Origin of the sequence: Mycobacterium sp. 852013-50091_SCH5140682 (assembly GCF_001665685.1) — a bacterium.
Taxonomy (GTDB): domain Bacteria; phylum Actinomycetota; class Actinomycetes; order Mycobacteriales; family Mycobacteriaceae; genus Mycobacterium.
In genome coordinates, this window is record NZ_LZTB01000058.1 from 71553 (window position 1) to 87508 (window position 15956).

The 15956-nt window shown below is 65.7% G+C and carries 15 protein-coding genes; 6 read left to right on the forward strand and 9 right to left on the reverse strand.

The window, feature by feature from the left end; all coding sequences use genetic code 11:
* Positions 1-4: 4 nt before the first annotated feature.
* Genes gcl through A5784_RS18150 form a run of 4 tightly spaced genes read right to left on the reverse strand, consistent with a single transcriptional unit; the run spans position 5 to position 4025 of the window.
* Complete coding sequence (gene gcl / locus A5784_RS18135) at positions 5-1810, reverse strand: glyoxylate carboligase (RefSeq protein ID WP_064946278.1); 1806 nt, start codon at positions 1808-1810, stop codon at positions 5-7.
* A 35-nt stretch (positions 1811-1845) separates the two neighbouring features.
* Positions 1846-2730 carry a 2-hydroxy-3-oxopropionate reductase gene (locus A5784_RS18140; RefSeq protein ID WP_064946279.1) on the reverse strand — a complete coding sequence of 295 codons (885 nt, stop codon included), beginning with the start codon at positions 2728-2730 and terminating at the stop codon, positions 1846-1848.
* Positions 2731-2762: 32 nt separating this feature from the next.
* Positions 2763-3584 carry a hydroxypyruvate isomerase family protein gene (locus A5784_RS18145; protein ID WP_064946280.1) on the reverse strand — a complete coding sequence of 274 codons (822 nt, stop codon included), beginning with the start codon at positions 3582-3584 and terminating at the stop codon, positions 2763-2765.
* Positions 3585-3617: 33 nt separating this feature from the next.
* Positions 3618-4025 (reverse strand): allophanate hydrolase-related protein, encoded by a 408-nt coding sequence (locus tag A5784_RS18150; RefSeq protein WP_064946281.1) that lies wholly within the window; start codon positions 4023-4025, stop codon positions 3618-3620.
* A 441-nt stretch (positions 4026-4466) separates the two neighbouring features.
* Here A5784_RS18150 and A5784_RS18155 point away from each other — a divergent pair, with 441 nt between their 5' ends.
* The 3 genes from A5784_RS18155 (at position 4467) to A5784_RS18165 (ending at position 7663) form a co-directional block, all read left to right on the forward strand.
* The gene (locus A5784_RS18155; RefSeq protein ID WP_082944922.1) at positions 4467-6020 is read left to right on the forward strand and encodes an NCS1 family nucleobase:cation symporter-1; all 1554 of its coding nucleotides are present in this window, start codon (positions 4467-4469) and stop codon (positions 6018-6020) included.
* Between the two features lie 39 nt (positions 6021-6059).
* Positions 6060-6779, forward strand: coding sequence for an aspartate/glutamate racemase family protein (locus A5784_RS18160; protein ID WP_064946282.1), 720 nt, complete (start codon positions 6060-6062; stop codon positions 6777-6779).
* A 113-nt stretch (positions 6780-6892) separates the two neighbouring features.
* Positions 6893-7663, forward strand: coding sequence for an IclR family transcriptional regulator (locus tag A5784_RS18165; RefSeq protein ID WP_064946358.1), 771 nt, complete (start codon positions 6893-6895; stop codon positions 7661-7663).
* A gap of 54 nt (positions 7664-7717) precedes the next feature.
* Here the strand turns inward: A5784_RS18165 and A5784_RS18170 are convergent, their stop codons facing one another.
* Both A5784_RS18170 and A5784_RS39225 read right to left on the reverse strand, forming a co-directional pair.
* Positions 7718-8554: a carbon-nitrogen hydrolase family protein gene (locus A5784_RS18170; protein ID WP_064946283.1), complete on the reverse strand. Its 837-nt coding sequence runs from the start codon at positions 8552-8554 to the stop codon at positions 7718-7720.
* Positions 8555-8689: 135 nt separating this feature from the next.
* The gene (locus tag A5784_RS39225; protein WP_232006117.1) at positions 8690-9490 is read right to left on the reverse strand and encodes a hypothetical protein; all 801 of its coding nucleotides are present in this window, start codon (positions 9488-9490) and stop codon (positions 8690-8692) included.
* 155 nt (positions 9491-9645) lie between these two features.
* Between A5784_RS39225 and A5784_RS18180 the strand changes: the two genes are divergently transcribed.
* Positions 9646-10047 (forward strand): ArsR/SmtB family transcription factor, encoded by a 402-nt coding sequence (locus tag A5784_RS18180; RefSeq protein WP_064946284.1) that lies wholly within the window; start codon positions 9646-9648, stop codon positions 10045-10047.
* Positions 10044-11057 (forward strand): cation diffusion facilitator family transporter, encoded by a 1014-nt coding sequence (locus tag A5784_RS18185; RefSeq protein WP_064946285.1) that lies wholly within the window; start codon positions 10044-10046, stop codon positions 11055-11057. Before A5784_RS18180 ends, A5784_RS18185 begins: the two co-directional genes overlap by 4 nt.
* Positions 11058-11068: 11 nt before the next feature.
* On the opposite strand, the gene A5784_RS18190 is transcribed toward A5784_RS18185, so the two are convergent.
* Positions 11069-12505, reverse strand: coding sequence for a neutral zinc metallopeptidase (locus A5784_RS18190; protein WP_064946359.1), 1437 nt, complete (start codon positions 12503-12505; stop codon positions 11069-11071).
* 63 nt (positions 12506-12568) lie between these two features.
* Positions 12569-14002 (reverse strand): aminotransferase-like domain-containing protein, encoded by a 1434-nt coding sequence (locus A5784_RS18195; RefSeq protein WP_064946286.1) that lies wholly within the window; start codon positions 14000-14002, stop codon positions 12569-12571.
* Positions 14003-14079: 77 nt separating this feature from the next.
* Here A5784_RS18195 and A5784_RS18200 point away from each other — a divergent pair, with 77 nt between their 5' ends.
* A complete protein-coding gene (locus A5784_RS18200; protein WP_064946287.1) occupies positions 14080-14754 on the forward strand; it encodes a pyridoxamine 5'-phosphate oxidase family protein in 675 nt (224 codons plus the stop codon).
* Here A5784_RS18200 and A5784_RS18205 read toward each other — a convergent pair.
* On the reverse strand, positions 14735-15883 hold the full coding sequence (locus A5784_RS18205) for a zinc-binding dehydrogenase (protein WP_064946288.1): 1149 nt from the start codon (positions 15881-15883) through the stop codon (positions 14735-14737). The genes A5784_RS18200 and A5784_RS18205 overlap by 20 nt on opposite strands.
* Positions 15884-15956 lie beyond the last annotated feature (73 nt).

The window sequence follows — 15956 nt, forward strand, 5'->3', positions numbered from 1 at the left end:
TGCCCTAATCCAGCAACAGCAGGGCCGTCGGGGCGTGCTCGGGGCTCGATGCGAGTTCCTCGAATTCGGCGACGTTGTCAATCTCGGTGCCCATCGCGATGTTGGTGACGCGCTCCAGGAAGACCTCGACGACCACCGGAACCTTGTGCTCGCCGGCCAGCACGCGGGCCCGCTGCAGCGCGCCGGCGATCTCACCGGGGTCGGTCACCCGGATTGCCTTGCAGCCCAGTCCTTCCGCAACCTTGACATGGTCGACGCCGTAGCCCTTGGGCATGGCGGGCAGGGTGTCGTGCTGGGTGGTCTCCTCGGAGTTGATGTTGTCGAAACCGAGCTGAACGCAGTAGTCCATGTCGAATGCCCGCTGTGCCTGGCGGATCAGGCCGAGGTAGGAGTTGTTCACCACCACATGGATGTACGGCAGGTTGAACTGGGCACCGACGGCGAGTTCTTCGATCATGAACTGGAAGTCGTAGTCACCTGAGAGCGCCACCACGGTCGCATCCGGGTCAGCGGTGACCACGCCGAGCGTCGCGGGAATGGTCCAGCCCAACGGCCCGGCCTGGCCGCAGTTGATCCAGTTCCGAGGTTTGTACACGTGCAGGAACTGCCCGCCGGCAATCTGGGAGAGCCCAATTGTGCTGACGTATCGGGTATCCCGGTCGAAGACGCGGTTCATCTCCTCGTACACCCGCTGCGGTTTGACCGGGATGTCGTCGAAGTGGGTCTTGCGTTGCATGGTGCGCTTGCGGTTCTGGCAGTCCGCCACCCACGCCGACCGGTCCGGCAGCGTGCCGTCGGCCTTACGCTCCCGTGCCACCGCGACGAACTGCTCGAGGGCAGCCTTCGCATCCGAGACGATGCCGTAGTCGGGGGCGAAGACTCGGCCGATCTGGGTCGGCTCGATGTCGACGTGCACGAATTTGCGGCCTTTGCGGTAGGTGTCGAGCCCACCGGTGTGCCGGTTGGCCCACCGGTTGCCGATACCGAGGACGAAGTCTGAGGCGAGCATCGTTGCGTTGCCGTAGCGATGCGCGGTCTGCAAGCCCACCATGCCCGCGGTGAGCGGGTGATCGTCGGGAATCACGCCCCAGCCCATCAAAGTCGGCACCACCGGCACATCGAGCAGCTCGGCCAGCTCGACGAGCAGATCCGCGGCGTCGGCGTTGATGATGCCGCCACCGGCCACGATCAACGGCCGCTCCGCCGCGGCGAGCATGTCCAGCGCTTTCTCGGCCTGCGCCCGCGTCGCGGCCGGTTTGTGGACCGGCAGCGGTGCATAGGTGTCCGGATCGAAATCGATCTCCGCCAGCTGCACGTCGATGGGCAGGTCCAGCAGCACCGGACCCGGACGGCCCGACCGCATGAGATGGAATGCCTTGGCGAACGCTCCGGGCACCTGGGCCGGTTCGAGCACGGTCATCGCCATCTTGGTCACCGGTCCCGCGATGGCCGCGATGTCGACGGCCTGGAAGTCCTCCTTGTGCAGGCGTGCGACAGGCGCCTGGCCGGTGATCGCCAGAATGGGGATGGAATCCGCCATGGCCGAATACAGCCCAGTGATCATGTCGGTGCCCGCAGGTCCTGAGGTACCGATGCACACGCCGATGTTGCCGGCCTTGGCGCGGGTGTACCCCTCGGCCATGTGCGATGCGCCCTCGACGTGGCGGGCGAGAACGTGCCGGATGCCGCCGTGAGCGCGCATCGCGGAATAGAACGGGTTGATCGCCGCTCCGGGGAGGCCGAAGGCCTGGGTGGCACCTTCGAGCTCCAGAATTTTGACTGCCGCATCCACGGCGCGCATACGAGGCATATCGGTTCTCCGTCGAAAAAGTAGTTGGGATGAGCTCACTCGGGCTTGCGGCCGGACAGCCGCTCGACTCCGCGGAACAGAGCTGAATGATCAAGGCCGCCATCGCCGTTCGCCCGCGCCGAGGCCATGAGTTGGGCGACGACGGCGCCGAGCGGGGTCACCACACCGGCTTCGCGGGCCGCGGCGGTCACGATGCCGAGATCCTTGTGGTGCAGTTCGATCCGGAAACCGGGGTCGAAGGACCGGTCCAGCATCTTCTGCGCCTTCTGGTTGAGCACCGCGGACCCGGCCAGTCCGCCGCCGAGAACCTCGACCGCGGCCGTGGTGTCCACCCCGTAGGCCTCGAGGAAGACGATCGCCTCGGCCAACAGTTCTATGTTGCCTGCGACGATCAGCTGATTGGCGGCCTTGACCGTCTGCCCGGACCCGCTCGGGCCGACATGCACGATCGTCTTACCGACGACGTCGAGGATCGGTTTGGCCGTTGCGAAGTCCTCGGCCGACCCACCGACCATGATCGACAGCGCGGCATTGATGGCGCCGGCCTCGCCGCCGGACACCGGGGCGTCGAGCAACCGGAAGCCGCGCTCGGCGGCCTGCGCGGCGAGTTCGGTGGTGACGTCGGGCCGGATGCTGGAGAAGTCGATGATGAGAGCGCCGGGCTTGGCGTGATCGAACACGCCGTGCTCACCGGCGAGCACGGCCTGTACGTCAGGCGAATCGGGGACCATGACGGCGATGACGTCCGCATCGGCGACAGCTTGGGCGATGGACTCCGCGGCGGTTCCGCCGGCATCGACCAACGCCGCGGTGCGCGCTGGCGAGCGGTTGTAGCCGATGACCTGATGGCCTGCCTTGGCGAGGTGAACGGCCATGGGGCTGCCCATGATTCCGAGTCCGATGAATGCGATGGTGCTCACGAGTGTGCTCGATTCCGTCAGAGGAGTGGTTGTCAGTTGGCGGCGCGCGATGCGCGCTGATCGGCCGGTAGCCAGTCGAAGGTGTCCTGCCGGGTGGACTTGTACTCCAGCCCGACATAGCCGCGATAGCCGTGTCCCGCGAGTTGGCGCAGGTATCCGTCGATATCGAGGCTCCCGGTTCCGGGTTCGCCGCGGCCGGGCGCATCCGCGATCTGCACGTGTCCGATGCGGAGTGCGTACGCGTCGATGGCCGCGCCGACATCGTCGCCGTTGACCGCCAGGTGATACAGGTCGGCCAGCAGACGCAGGGATTCGACGCCGTGTTCGGCCTTGACCCGGTCGATCACGGCGATCGCGTCGGCCGCGCGGGTCAGCGGATACAACGGCGCCCCGCTCACCGGCTCGATGAGCACCACCGCGCCGATCTGGTCGGCCGCCTTGCCCGCGTGCGCGAGGTTCTCCGTGGCGATGTCGTCCTGCTGTTTCGGGTCGACACCGTCGATACGGTTGCCGTACAGAGCATTGAAAGCCTTGGTGCCCAGTCGTTCTGCGATGCTGATCGCGACCTCGACGCTGTCCCGGAACGCGGCGACCTGGGCCGGGTCGGACAACAGCCCGCGATCGCCTGCGGGCATGTCGCCCGCCGCAAAGTTGAGGCCGGTGAGTTGTACGCCGGCGTTCTCGATCGCCGCAACGAACGCGTCGACGTCACTGTCGCGCGGTGCGGAAGTATCGAACGGCCACCAGAATTCGACAGCGTCGAACCCCGCGTCGCGTGCCGCCTGCGGTCGTTGCAGCAGCGGCACATCGGTCAGCAGGATCGAGCAGTTGACGGTGTAGTTAGTGGTATTCATCGGTGTTCTTTCGCTTCTCGGTTCGATGGGGCGTCAGGAGGCCGGGGCGGCGTCGGGATCCGGGAGTCCGCGGTAGCGCCGCCATCCGCCGTGTTGGGTGATCTCGATGAGTTCATCGCCCTTGGTGTCGACCAACCCCGGACGCAGGCCGACCGCGAGAACCGAACGGCCGTCGTCGAGTTGGACCACGGTGAGCTCGAGCTCCGCGGGTTCTTCCGGCAGGAAGTCGGTGCGGATGTTGTCCAGCGGCACGTCGTAGAGCTCACCCTCGATCGAAGCGCCACCGCTTGCGGTCAGCAACAGCGCCGGGAACTCGTCGCGTACCGAGAAGAAGCGGTAGATCGGCGCGGTGCGGACGGCCCCCAGGAATCGGTGTTCGGACACGTTGTGGTGGAGGTTGCCGCCTCGCATCGCTCCCCCGTTGCAGAACAGCTCGGCCATGTGTCGCTCCTCGTTGTCGGTGCGGCGGCGTGAGATCCGCCGATCCTCTATTTTTCGCATTGTGGAATATCTATTTCGTGGTGTGAACACAGTGAAGCGTGCTGACGCGGCTGATGTCAAGGGTGCCTGCGCCGTCGGATTGGGCCAGTTTCGACGCGGACCCTTTGGGGATGTGTACATCTGCACAGGTCGGAGCATTCTCAGGAATGTCAACGCGGTATCCCTCGCAGCGGGACGTCGAGCCGTCGGCGGCGGTCGATTGCGATGGAGGGCTTGACGTGATGCCCGCCACACGGCAGACTTTCGTATATCGAGAGCCAAATTTCGCAATACGAAATTTGATGCCAGCGCGAGGTCTCCTCGCCGCTGACGCCAGATCCGATATCCCCCTGCAACGAGGAGCGCCTGATGGCGATATCAGACCAGCCACACACTCAATCCATGGTGAGCAGTCGGTGGCGGCGCGGCGAGGCGACGCCGGCGCGGCCGCAATCCTCCGGCCACCACGACCCGATCCTGCATCACCCGCCGGCGGACACACCCGGGCTGCCCGACGTCAGTGAGCGGCTCTATAACCAGGACCTCGCGCCAACCAAGGCGGCCGGCCGGCGTTGGAGCGGCTACAACATCTTCACGCTGTGGGCCAACGACGTACACAGCCTGGGCAACTACGGCTTTGCCTTGGGATTGTTCGCTCTCGGATTGGGCGGCTGGCAGATCCTGCTCGCGCTCGGTATCGGCGCGGCCCTGCTGTTCGGGCTGCTCACCTTCTCCGGTTTCATGGGCTACAAGACGGGCGTTCCGTTCCCCGTCATGTGCCGCATCTCGTTCGGTGTCCGCGGCGCCCAGATCCCCGGCGCGATCCGTGGTGGCGTCGCCATCGTCTGGTTCGGTATCCAGACCTACCTGGCCTCACTGGTGCTGCGTGTGCTGCTCATCGCGCTGATCCCTGGGTTGCAGACGTGGGACCACAATTCGATCCTTGGTCTGTCCACGCTCGGCTGGTTGACCTTCGGCGTCCTGTGGCTTGTGCAGACCTATATCGTCCAGCACGGTTTGGACATGATCCGCAAGTACGAGGCCGTCGCCGGTCCGATCATCCTGGCCACCATGGCCGCACTCGCGGTGTGGATTTTCATGAAAGCCGGTGGCGGGATCGCCTGGTCGAACGACAAGCCCCTGACCGGTGGCGCGATGTGGCGCGAGATCTTCGCCGGTGGCGCCCTGTGGGTGTCGATCTATGCCACGTTCGTGCTGAACTTCTGTGACTTCACCCGGGCCTCGAAGACGCGGCGATCCATTGTCAAGGGTAATTTCTGGGGCATTCCCATCAACATGCTGTTCTTCGGCGTGATCGTCATCGTGATGGCCGGTGCCCAGTTCAAGATCGACGGCGTCGTCATCGAGAGCCCCGCCGACATCGTGCACGCCATCCCCAACACGTTCCTGTTGGTCGCGGCATCCCTGGCTCTGCTGGTGCTCACCATCGCGGTCAACCTGATGGCCAACTTCGTCGCACCGATCTACGCCCTGACCAACCTGTTCCCGCGCAAGCTCAACTTCGCCCGCGCCGGTGTGGTCAGCGCCGTCATCGGTCTGGTGATCCTGCCGTGGAACCTCTACAACAGCCCGGCGGTGATCGTCTACTTCCTCGGTGGCCTCGGCGCGCTGCTCGGTCCGCTCTTCGGCGTCATCATCTCCGACTACTGGCTGTTGCGCCGCACCAAGATCAACGTTCCGGCGCTCTACACCGAGGATCCTGCCGGGGTTTACTTCTACCGCAACGGATTCAATCCGCGCGCCATCGCCGCGTTCATCCCCGCCGCGGTGCTCTCCCTGCTGATCGCGTTCATTCCCGCGCTGCACGCCGTCGCGCCGTTCTCCTGGTTCTTCGGTGCAGGCCTCGGTGCGATCATCTATCTGCTGATCGCCGACCGCAGCCAAACGTTCGAGGACGTGTCCGGCGAGCCGATCGCCGTCCCCAGCGTGCACTGATCTAATCCGGCCGACACCTCATTTCCGAAGGACCAGCACATGCGCATCCTTGTCGTCAACGTCAACACCACCGAGTCGATGACCGACTCCATCGGACGCCAGGCCGCCGCCGCGGCCTCCCCCGGTACCGAGGTCATCGCGTTGACACCGCTTTTCGGCGCCGACTCGGTGGAGGGCAACTACGAGAGCTATCTCGCCGCGATCGCCGTCATGGAAACCGTGCGCGCCTACCCCCAGCCGTTCGACGCGGTCATCCAGGCGGGCTACGGCGAGCACGGCCGTGAAGGGCTGCAAGAGCTGCTGGACGTGCCGGTGGTCGACATCACCGAGGCCGGCGCCAGCACCGCGATGTTCCTCGGCCACAAGTACTCGGTGGTCACCACCTTGGACCGCGCGGTGCCGATGATCGAAGACCGGCTCAAGCTGGCCGGACTCGACGCCCGGTGTGCATCGGTGCGCGCCAGCGGCCTCGGGGTCCTGGAACTCGAGGAGGATCCGGACCGCGCCGTGACAGCCATCGTCGAACAGGCGCACTGCGCCGTCACCGAGGACCGGGCTGAGGTCATCGTGCTCGGTTGTGGCGGCATGGCCGGGCTCGACGCCGATATCCGCAAGCGGACCGGCGTCCCGGTGGTCGACGGTGTCGCGGCTGCGGTGACCATCGCCGAATCGCTGGTTCGGCTGGGCCTGAGCACATCCAAGGTGCGTACCTATGCCCCACCGCGACCGAAGACGTTCAAGAACTGGCCGCCGCGCTGACGGGTTCGACGGTCGTTCAACCGCCGGATGCACTTCGGGATACGAATAGTCGATTCCGCTTAGTGGATTACTATGGCGGCATCGGGCGAGACCGAATCGAAGGGTTGGCATCCATGGCACGCACAGAGGGAGCATCCGGCGGCGTGCAGTCGGTCGAGCGCGCGTTCGATCTGCTCGAGGTGATGGCCGCCGCCGGCGGGCCCATCGGACTCAGTCAGCTCTCGGAAGCCTCCGGCCTGCCGGTGCCGACCATTCACCGACTGGCACGCACCCTCGTCAACCGCGGATACGTGCGACAACTGCCGTCGCGGCAATACTCCTTGGGGCCCAGGATGATTCGGCTCGGCGAGAGCGCCACCCGGATGCTCGGCGCCTGGTCGCGGCCGCTCTTGGCAGAGGTCGTCAAGACCACCGGGGAAACCGCGAACATGGCACTGCTCGATGACACCATGGCGGTGTACGTCTACCAAGTGCCTTCCGAACATTCCATGCGGATGTTCACCGAAGTGGGTCGACGCGTGTACACACACTGCACCGGCGTCGGCAAGGCACTCCTGATGCAGCTGCCCGACGAGGCTGTCCGGCAGATCGTCGCCCGCGCCGGCATGACTGCCCAGACCGCGTTCACCCTGACCGATCCTGATGCCCTCATCGCCGATCTCGAACTCAGCCGCCATCGCGGCTACGCGCTCGACGAGGGTGAGCAGGAGATCGGCGTGCGGTGCTTCGCCGTTCCGGTACCGGATGCGCCGATACCGACGGCGATCTCGGTATCCGGGCCCGCCGCCCGAGTCACCATTGACTCAGCGGATCACATTGTCCCGCTTCTGGTTCGAGTCGCCAAGGAACTCAGTGCGCAGTTCAGCGACGGCGCCTCGACCTGAGTCCGCCCTTCGTTCCGCGAGTTCGACGAAAATGCTGCGCTCCGGCGGTTGGCGCTACATTTGCGTTGATCTCGGCGCGGCGTAACCGGGCGCCGGGACGTCGGTCCACAACGCCGCTGCCGTCCGATCGGCCTCGGCGATGCCTGCGTCGAAATCGACAGTGATGACCAGAAGTTCGGTCGCGTCGGCGTCTCCCACCCGACCTGCCTGTGCCACGGTGATCCCGTCGGGCCCGATGACCTTGCTCTTGCCGAGCAACTCGCCGCCGCATTGGTTGGCCATGATCCACCATTGCCCGTTGACCAGGGCATTCGCCGGATACAGCACGTCCCACCACGTCTCGGCAGCCACCTCGTAAGCGGCCGGTTCGACGACGATGCGCGCACCCAGCTGTTGTAGGCGGCGGACATATGCGGGATGGTCGCCGTCGAAGCAGGTACTCAGTCCGATGATGCCGATCCCGTCGACGTCGACGACCGTCGGGTCCTGACCCGCTGAGAACACCTGCTCCTCCCCCAGCGGGGTGTACAGGTGGACCTTGCGATGGGCTGCGGCCAGTCGGCCGTCGGGCGCGTACACCACCTCGGTGTTGTAGAGATACTCACCGTCGCGCTCGGGCACCGTGCCGGCGAACAGCCAGACGCCCGCGCCGGCCGCCGCAGCTGACAACGCTTGGCCCCGAGGCCCTTCCAGCGGCTCGGCTGCCGCCGCCGCATCACCCGCCAAGGTCGCCGGGTCGTATCCGCACGGCCACAATTCCGGTAGGACGACGAGATCGCAACCCCGGTCGGCGAGGCGGCCGATCAATGTCAGGGCGTCGCGCAGGTTCACCTCGGGCTCGTTGCACGCCGGCAGCCATTGCGCGATTCCGACGGTGCACGTGCCTGCCATCAGCAGCCTCCTCGTCGATGGCCTGTGCGGCATCGCCGCGCACAGGTCCCAACGACTATCTCGGTGCTGCCCGACCGGGTCAACCAGCGAGTTCTGATTCCGTACGTCGTTTTTTCAGATGCACCCGGTAAACACTTATACGGCTTGGCATTTCAGGTCGATCATGCTGTTGGCCGGCCGAGGTTGCCGTGGGATGAGTACCGCCGCAGAGTTGTCGGACTCGACGCGCTCGGCGTACTGGTTGTCCGGGTCCGCGGTGATTGTGACGCGGTTGTCACGCTGGTAGAAGCTGCTGTCCACCGTCATCTGGGCGTAGTTCTGGGCCCGCCCATCCGGACCGCCGCCCAGTGAGGAGTTGTAGTTGACGCTGGCTCCGCTGTCGAGCGACACGCGAACCGGAACGAGCTTGTCGACGGTGCCCGGTCCGAGATTCTGCACCTGATAGCCGACGTTGAGGGTGTCGCGGCCGGGTCCCGCACCGTCGAGCACGACCGAACAGTCCGGTGCCACCCAGATGACGAAGTTCGGTCCGCTGGGATCGTTCTTCGGCGCGTTGGCCTGTTTGCGCGACGCCGCAGCGGCATTGTCGGCACGCGTTTGGGTTCGGACATCGGGCGTCACGCACACCACGTCACCGTCGAACGCCTCGCGCCACACGAAACCCTGGATGCAGGTGTTGGGCCCGTAGGCCCCGCCGTTGGGTTCGCGGCGGTCGGCGGCGGTGGCGTTCTCCTGGGCCGTGCGCGCACGGACTTCGGGGGTGACGCATACCGTGTCGCCGCTTCGCGCCTCCCGCCAGACGTAGCCCTGGATGCAGGTATCCGGTCCGTAGGGTAGATCGGTGGGATCCGCCTGTGCGGGTATCGGGTTGGAAGCCGCTGCCAACGCGGCGAACAGGGCTATCGATGCCGGCCTGCGCAGTACGTGGTGTGCCATGGTGATCCCTCCGCAGATCTGTGTTTGGGCAGTTCAGCGACTCCAACGGCACCATCGCATCGCGGCGGGCGGCGGCATAGCGTAAGGACCTACCCGACTTGCACAGTCTCGGCTCGGGCTTCTCCGCGCCTTGTTGCGAGGGTTAGTATCTACGTATGCATGCAGATAATGCTTCGGTGCATCCCCTGGATCAGGAACAAGCGGTTCTGATCGTCGAGGTGTTCCGAATGCTTGCCGACGCCACCAGGATTCAGGTCTTGTGGGCGCTCACCGGCGGCGAGTTGTCGGTCAACGACCTTGCCACGCGCGTGGGCAAACCGGCCCCATCGGTGTCGCAGCACCTGGCCAAGCTCCGCATGGCCCGGTTGGTACGCACGCGGCGGTCGGGCACCACGATCTTCTACAGCCTGGAGAACGAGCACGTCCGCCAATTGGTCGTCGACGCGGTGTTCAATGCCGAGCACGCCGGCCCCGGCGTTCCGCCGCACCACCGCGACGATGCGCGGGTGCGTGAACTGAGCGTCGATGCCCAACGACCGAAAGCCGCACGGCGATGAGTAGCCATCACCCGCATCACCACCACGATCATGACCACGACCACGATCACGAGCACCCGAGCGGTGTGCGCGATCTGGTCCGGGAAATCTTCGCGCCGCACTCCCACGATGCGGCGGACAGTATCGACAGCGCGCTGGAGTCCAGCGCGGCCGGAATCTGGGCCGTCAAGATCAGTCTGTTGGTGCTGGGGCTGACAGCGATCGCCCAGATCGTCATCGTGGCGCTGTCGGGATCCATCGCATTGGCAGCCGACACCATCCACAATTTCTCCGACGCTTTGACCAGCGTGCCGCTATGGATCGCTTTCGTGCTCAGCACCAAGGCCGCAACCCGCCGATACACCTACGGCTTCGGCCGCGCCGAGGACATCGCGGGGCTCTTCGTCGTCGCGATGATCGCCTTGTCTGCGGTGATCGCCGGCTGGGAAGCGATCCGGCGGTTGATCGAGCCGCAGCCGATCGAACACGTCGGCTGGGTGGCTCTCGCAGGCCTTGTGGGATTCCTCGGCAATGAATGGGTTGCCTTGCTGCGCATCCGGGTTGGGCGCAGGATCGGTTCGGCCGCGCTGATCGCCGATGGACTGCACGCCCGCACCGACGGCTTCACGTCCCTGGCGGTGCTGATCGGTGCCGGTGGTGTGGCGCTGGGATTCCCGCTCGCCGATCCCATCGTCGGGTTGTTGATCACCGTGGCGATTCTGGTGGTGCTGCGCACGGCCGTTCGAGATGTGTTCCGTCGTCTGATGGACGGGGTGGACCCCGCGTTCATCGACACTGCCGAGTCCGTCCTGGCCGCACACCCCGGAGTACGAGCGGTGCGCAGTGTGCGCATGCGCTGGATCGGCCACCGTCTGCACGCCGATGCCGAACTCGACATCGACCCCGACCTCAGCCTCGCGAGTGCCCACCGGATTGCCCACGATGCCGAGCACGACCTCATCCATGCGGTACCAAAGCTGACCACCGCGCTCATCCATGCCTATCCCGCTGAGCACGCCACGATCGGCTAGCACCTCACCGCTTAGGGAAACCGATTGAGACAGACGTGTTGATCGCCGAGCACACCGGTGCGGAACGCGTCGATGCGTGCGAAGCCGGCCGGTGCCGTGCGGCCGTTGACGTCACTGGCCGCCAGACCGTTGGTGAGTAGCCCGGCCACGGCTTCGTCGAGGTCTCCGGCCGTGAGCGCAACGGTGTTGCCGTCGGGTGTGTTGACCTGGAGCGCAAGCTTGGTGGTGGCCACGCCGGTCAGGCATGCTGTGCGCAACCCGGCGTTGGCCGTGTCCAGCGGCAACCCGGCCTGCTGCTGCACCGCCAGCAGATATCGCGATATGAGCACGGAATAGGCGGTGTTGTCGCCCGTGAGGCCGGCCTGCCCGTCGGTTGGGGCGCCGAGTTGCTTCAGCGCGGGGAGGTCGACGCCAACGGTGTTGGTGGCCGGACAGAACGACACCGGCGGGGTGGCTTTCGCGTCGGGACATTTGGTCGCTGCACTGCTGTCGAAGCTCAGCCTCGGCCGATTCGCAGGCTTGAACAAGATATTCATCGCCGCGATGACGGATTTCACCGAGGTCTGCGAGACCGGCCAGTTGCCAGTCTGATTGCGCTGCAACTCGACCGGCAGATCACCGCGCCGGCGGGTGACCTCATCCACATCGATGTCCATGCACGTGCCCGGCCCTTCGGCAAAACCGAACTGAAACGCCGAGATCCGTTCGAATGCCGATCCGTGTTCGCCCCCGCCCGCCGCCGCGCGCCTGCCGGACATGAGTGGGTCGCGGAACGCGATCATGCTCGCGAGCAGGGTATTGAGTCCATTGCCCGTGGAGAGGGTGAAGCGGCGGGAATGACCTTGGGCCACCCAGTTCATGTACGCCCCCGCGAAACAGTCGGCCTGCTGCTCGGCCACCAGCACGGGCGTGTTGGGCGAGTTCAATCCGGCCTGATGCTGCACGGAGTGCCCGTATTCGTGCGCCAACACCATGGTCACCGCCATGTCGCCATACGTCTTCTTCAGTGACGGCAGCAGCACGCCACGATCCCACCCGATCGACCGGTCCACGGGGCAGAACGCGGCGTTCACCAGGCCCGAAGTGGTTTCGCCGCAGAAGGATACAGCGTCAGAAGAACGCCGCGAGTCCCAGGAGATGAGTTTGGCGACAGGGGTGAAGTTGCGCTTGAACGCGTCACGATACGCGCCGCTGCCCCAATAGTCCTCGACATCGCTGACCGACTGGACGGCCAACAGGTCAATGGCGCCGCCGTCGGTATTGGTCACGGTGCGCGAGGGTTTGGGGGCGTTTGGGCGCAGACCTGAGGGGCCATCGGTGGCAGGCATGCCCGCCACCATGAAGGGGTCGGCGGATTTCGGTGTCGCGGTTGTGCCGCATGCAGCCAGCGACAGGGCCACCGTGGTCACCGCGATCGATCCAAGGATTCCCCGAACCGACGTTCTCATCCGCATATCGCGCCTCTCGCCGTCCGGTTATTTTCCCACACCGACACCGATTCGACGCCGAGTTCACCTCGAACTTTGGTTGAGTGCCGCGGCGAGGCGAATTGCGAAGCCGTTGGCCGACACTCGGTCGATCAGAGCGAAACATACCGCCAGTCCATTGATTTGGCGGTCCGCTGCGCCTGGATAGAGCGATAGGGGTTCGACGACGAATCCCCGCGCGCTGAGTTGCTCGGCCACGCGCCGGTCATCATTGTCGTGGGGCAGTACGACGGCGACGTGGAGGCCGGCCTCGACGCCCAAGACGGAGAGTTCGGGGCAGTATGTGCCGAGCGCGGCGATCAGAATGTCGCGACGATGCCGGTATTCGCGTGCGGCGCGGGCCAGGTGCCGCTGCAGATCACCGGCAAGGATCAGTTCCGCGAGTGCATCCCTGGTGATCACGGACAGTGCGAGCCGACGCTCACGCAGGTAGGCCAGCACGGCATCGCACAGGGGTCGGGGCGGTACCAGCCACGCTGCGCCCAGTCCGGGCGTGAGAATCTTCGACGCTGTCCCGATGTAGGCGACGTGCTCCCCCGCTCCCGGTACCGACCGAACCGCCGGGAGCGGCGCCACCCCGTAGCGGAACTCACCGTCATAGTCGTCCTCGACGATGATCGAGCCGGTCCGCTTGGCCCAGGCAACCAGTTCGGCGCGTCGATTCACCGATAATCGGTGTCCCAGGGGGTATTGGTGCGCCGGCGTGCAATACACCAGGCCGGCGTCATCGCCCAGCTGATCGACGCGCAGGCCGTCGTCATCGACCGGGACGAAGACCGGATCCAGCCCGGCGCGGAGGAATTCCTCGTATGCGGCCGGGTAGCACGGGGATTCGAGATAGCAGCGGGTGAGACCGCTCACCGCCGCGATGGCCTGGAAGGCCGCTCCGGAGCCGGGCACGTCGATCACCGTGTCGGTATCGATCCCGCGATTGGTGCGCAGGTGATCGGTCAACGCCGCGACGAACGACTCGCTGGTGTCCTGCCACGGTGACGAGATGGTCGGGGTCCGGGCGCCCGCCGCACGCCAGGCGCGAGTCCACGCGCGCATATCGATCAACCCCGGGTCCGGATAGCCCGGGCGGAGGTCTACCGGCGGATTGCGCTCGGGTGCAGTGTCTTCAGGTGGCGAGGGACGCCGCGAGCGGTCGATGTCGGGGTGGTCGGACGGGCGACTGGAGAGGCCGGCGGCGGCCGCGGACGCCGCGCCGGACGTCGTTCGGGTACCCGATCCTGGCACCCCTTCGAGGAATCCGGCGGCGACCAGCTCGTCGTAGGCCGCCGCGACCATGGTGCGTGAACATCCGAGCTCGTCGGCCAACGCGCGGGTAGAGGGCAGCCAGTCCCCGTCGGCGAGTTGGCCGCCGGCGATCAGGGCCACCATCTGCGTGGCGATCGACTTCGCGCTCAGATCGCTGGTGTCCAATGGGAGATGGACCAGTCGGGTGTGCCGCGGCATCTGCTCACAATACTGGCATCTGATATCTGCAGTTTCTGGCTGTTCCGGCAAGGCCGCAATCATGGTTTGGTTGTGCCATGGAGAAGCTCACCCGCAAAGAAGGTCGACAGTCCACCGAGCGTGCCGCACTGGAGGAATTCCTCGATGGCCAATGGTGGGGTGTGCTCGCGATGGGCAGCGTCGCACGCCGTGACGGCAGGACGCGGCCGCTGGCTGTGCCGACGCTGTTCGTCCGGCACGAAGACCGGATTCTCATGCACGGTTCGACCGGTGCAGGCGCGATGGGAGCCAACGCCGCGGCAACGTCCGCGGCCTTCTGTGTGACGGCGATGGATGCGCTCGTGGTCGCTCACAGCACGTTCGACTCGTCGGTGCACTACCGCTCGGCGGTGCTCTACGGCGAACTGCAGGCCGCCCGCCGCGAGGAACGGGCCATGCTCCTGGACCGCTTCAGCGACCTGCTACTCCCCGGGCGCACCGCCGAAGTCCGTGGCATGACACCGAAAGAGATCGCCGCCACCAATGTCGTCGCAATGCCCATCACCGACGGGGACTGGGTGTACAAGGTCAACGACAGCTCGGTCAAGGAGCCCGACGAGGACACCGACGTATGGGCGGGCACCGTCCCGTTCGTCGTCAATTACGGTACGCCGCACCGTGCTTCGTGGTCGTCGGCCGAATTGCCGGACTCCGTGCGAACATTGGTCGAATCGGGAAGTCAGTCCGAGCGCCTCAGTTCTGCGCCGGTGTGACCAGGAACTTCTCCCCCGTCGCCTTACGCGAGATCATCTGCAGGATCTGCGGTTTCAGCAGATCGGCCAGCGAGACCGTTTGGGTGTAGTGGCTGGCGAAGGTGGTTTTCACTCCGGCCGCCACCCGGGCGTGTAACTCGGCGATTCGGGAGGCCCCGATCTTCTGGAGAAAGGGAGTCAACAGCCACCCGCCGACACTCCAGCTCATGCCGAATGTGCGGTCGAGCTCGGTCGGCCCGGTATCGAGGGACCCGTAGATGTAGACCTGTTTGAGCACCGACGATCCGTACCTGCTGTAGCTCGTCATCCGTCGACCAGCGGCAGTCTCCATGGCAGAGAGGATTGTGCTGGCCAGGTGGCCGCCACCGATCGCGTCGAAGGCCAGGGTGGCGCCGGTCTCGGCGACCGCTTCGACGAGCGCCGGGACGAAGTCGTCGGCCGTCGAGTTGCACACATACCGGGCACCGATTCCCCGCAGCAACTCTTCTTGTGCGGTGCTGCGCACGATGTTGACCAGTCCGACATTGTCCTGCGCGCAGATCTTGTTCAACATCTGCCCGAGGTTGGATGCGGCGGCAGTGTGGACCAGCGCAGTGTGTCCCTCGTCGCGCATGGTCTCGACCATGCCCAGCGCGGTGAGGGGGTTGACGAAACACGAGGCACCCTCGGCGGCGGTCACGTCGTCGGGCAACACCAGACAGCTCGCCGCCGGCACCGTGCGGTACTGGCTGTACATGCCGCCTGCGAGCACCGCAACGGTTTTCCCGAGCAGCGCACTCGCATCTTCGCCCGCTGCGATCACCACGCCTGAACCCTCGTTGCCCACCGGCATGGACTGCCCGACGCGGCTCGCCATGGCCTGAAAGCCTTTGGCCGGAACCGAGATCGACGTGTGCCGGGCAGCGCCGTCGCCCGTGGTTCTGGCGGTCGCAAGATCTGCCGCGCCCAGCAGCAGACCCAGGTCTGACGGATTGACCGGCGACGCCTCGACGCGAAGGACGACCTCGCCGCGGCCCGGCGCAGTGACCGACTGGGGTTCGAGCGTCAGGTCGAGTTCACCGGCATCGGTCAGCAGGGAGCGAAGTTCGAGACCCGAGACGGGCAGGTCGGTGGTGGCGGAGTCGGTCATGGTGGCGTCCTTCCAGGCGGGATCGCTCAGTTGAGGGCACGGGTGCCTCCATTTTGACCTGACGCACCGTCCA